Consider the following 2,888-nt stretch of genomic DNA (forward strand, 5'->3'; position numbering starts at 1 on the left):
TAAATGATGTAAAAGAAAATGTAGATAATCATTTAACAAGCTTAAATATTTTTTTCCAGATAAATCTCGTTCATTAAAAACTGTTATATTTTCTGTACTTAAATATTCACGACTATTGCCATCAAGAGAGATAAACTTATCAGGGTTCATCCTAAATAAAGCTTGTGTTACATTCCATTTTGCACCTTGCTGACTAATGACTTTATCAAAACATTTACAAAATTCATCTTCATCAAAATTTTCATTTACAGCACAACAAAATAAATCCCAGTTTTCTTCTACTTTCTGCTTTGCATCATTATCCCATGGCATCCCCCAGAATGAGTTTTGAGGATTAACAGATGGAATTCCATCAAAATCAGTAGGTATAGGACTTGTAAGATTTAATTTAGTTTTTAAGTATTCAAGAATCTTCTGTTTTTTTGGAACAAGAAAAAGTCTACTAAATATTGAGTAAATTGCAAAAGGGTGAATGTCTGTAATCTTTGTTCCATCCCCATCTTTCTGTAAAAAGTCTATATATTCTCTATCAAGTCCACGTATAATATTAAGCAAGTCTTCTCGCTTATCACGATATTGTACTAATTTTTCTGCTAATTCTTTGTAATATGGAACCCAACTAAATGACATTTTATATATCTCCTTTCCTTCTAATTACTCCGCATACTTCTTAAAATTTTCAGCCTGTTCAAAGACTTCATTATATACTTCATCTAGCCTTCACATCAATTCTCTGGTCCCAATCAGTATATTTTGTCTTATCATCAACAAGAGCCTTAACTTTCTTTGCAAGGTCTTTCATCTTGTCATCTGGATATTGATTTTCAAAATGAAATTTCTGTGCACAACTTACAAGAATGTCATAGAAGGCTTTTTCTTCAAAACTGATTCCAAGTTCTTTAAAGTGCTCTTTGTCTTTTTGAATATCATTGAGTAATTCATTCAACGGCTTTGTAACTTCATCAAGAACCTGAACAGTAAAATCATCAATGTGACGGTTGTTGTATTCTTCAACAAGCTTCTTCATTCGCTCGCTGAATTCCATGGCCTTGATTTTGTTTGTACGCTTATAGTCCGCAATAACCTGCTGAAGCAATTGTTGTAGGATTTTAATCTTAGTATTAGGTAGCTGGATTGCATTAATCTTTTCAAGATATTCTGGTGTAAAGATGTCAAAGTTTACATTCTTTCCAAGCTGGAATAATTCTTCAACTCCGTCGGCTTTAATTGCTTCATTAATCAATTGTGCAACATGATGATTCATTGTTGTAATATCAGGAGCATCGCCTTTTGTAATCTTAAACAAAATTGAACGAATCGCAATGTAAAAGTTGATTTTATCTTTATCATTCTTTTTGATGATCTCGCTGGAAGAACAAAGATTAAATGCTTTCTTCATTCTGCGTACAGCATCCATAAAACGCTTTTCTAATTCTTCACTTGCCTGAACAAACTCAACAGCCTTATTCAAGCATTCAAGCTGTTTAAGCGGGCTTCCATTGTAATAGTCAGAAGAATCAAACTCATTGAACATTGCATCCAGAACACTAATCTGGTCTTTTACAATTGCAACGGCTTTGTCTGTATCTTCAAACTCTTCGTTATCATCGCCGGTATATTTTTTGAGGGCTTCGTTCATTGCCCGCTTGATTCCGATGTAGTCTACAATCAAACCACGATCTTTGCCTTTGTATGTTCTGTTTACACGGCTGATTGTCTGAATCAAAGTATGTTTCTGCAGTGGTTTATATATGTAGATTGTATCCAGAGACGGAACATCAAAACCTGTAATCCACATATCAACTACAATTGCAATCTTAAAGTTTGATTCTACCTTCTTAAACTGGCGGTCCAGTTCTCTTCTGTATTCATGATTACCAAGAAGTTCAAAAAGACCTTTCGTATCTTTTGCCTTATTCTCGGTCATTACCATTTTGATTTTTTCGATAGGCTTATAATCTTTATCTCCGCAGTCTTTCTTCTCGTTCCATTCAGGACGAAGCTCTACAATCTTCTGCCAGAGCTTATAAGCAATTTCACGGTTGGAACAGACAAACATTGCTTTGCCTTCAACCGTTGTGCCTTCACGAACACGAGTTTCATAATGATTAATAAAGTCCTGGGCAACTTCTGCAACTATATCATCATCACCCATAATTGCATCAAGGTTTGCAACTGCCTTTTTACTTGCAGCAATTTGGGCTTCGTTTGCACCTTCGTCTTCGCATTTTGCGTAATACTCTTCAATCTCTCGGATTTTCTTCTGATCAAGTATTACTTTTGCAGCACGACCTTCATAAACAAGATTTACTGTAATTCCATCTGCAACAGATTCTTTCATAGTGTAAGTTTCAACAACATCACCAAAGACCTGTGCCATTTCATCAATCGGAGTTCCTGTAAAGCCCACATAAGTTGCATTAGGAAGTGAATCATGCAGATACTTTGCAAAGCCGTATTTATGTTCAACGCCGTTATCTGTAATTATAGTTTTTTCTTCAAGATTATTCTGACTGCGGTGTGCTTCATCACTTATACAGATAATATTTGAACGTTCAGAAAGAAGTTTTATATCTTCACAGAATTTCTGAATTGTAGTAAGGAAGACGCCTCCACTTTTTCTGTCTTCAAGTTTTTCTTTCAAAAGTGCACGGCTTTCTATACATTCAACATTTTCATCGCCAATATAGTTTTTGCTTTCAATAAAGATTTTACTAAGCTGAGCATCAAGGTCAGTTCTGTCTGTAATTACAACAATAGTTGGACTGTTCAACTCACGGGACTTCATCAAAAGCCTGCTTAAGAAAACCATTGTGTAGCTTTTACCGCAGCCGGTAGCGCCAAAGTAAATACCGCCTTTTCCATTTCCCTTAGGACGGATTGCAGAA

At 35.1% G+C, this 2,888-nt stretch carries 2 protein-coding genes; both read right to left on the reverse strand.

What is annotated here, in order from left to right:
* On the reverse strand, window positions 1–630 hold a 630-nt coding region (locus tag K6D58_RS01300), incomplete at its 3' end, for a hypothetical protein (protein ID WP_296826744.1).
* A gap of 79 nt (window positions 631–709) precedes the next feature.
* Window positions 710–2,888, reverse strand: a 2,179-nt coding sequence (locus K6D58_RS01305; protein ID WP_296826746.1) for a type I restriction endonuclease subunit R, incomplete at its 5' end; no start/stop codon positions are given.

The sequence above is a fragment of the Treponema sp. genome (assembly GCF_024696245.1).
Lineage (GTDB): Bacteria > Spirochaetota > Spirochaetia > Treponematales > Treponemataceae > Treponema_D.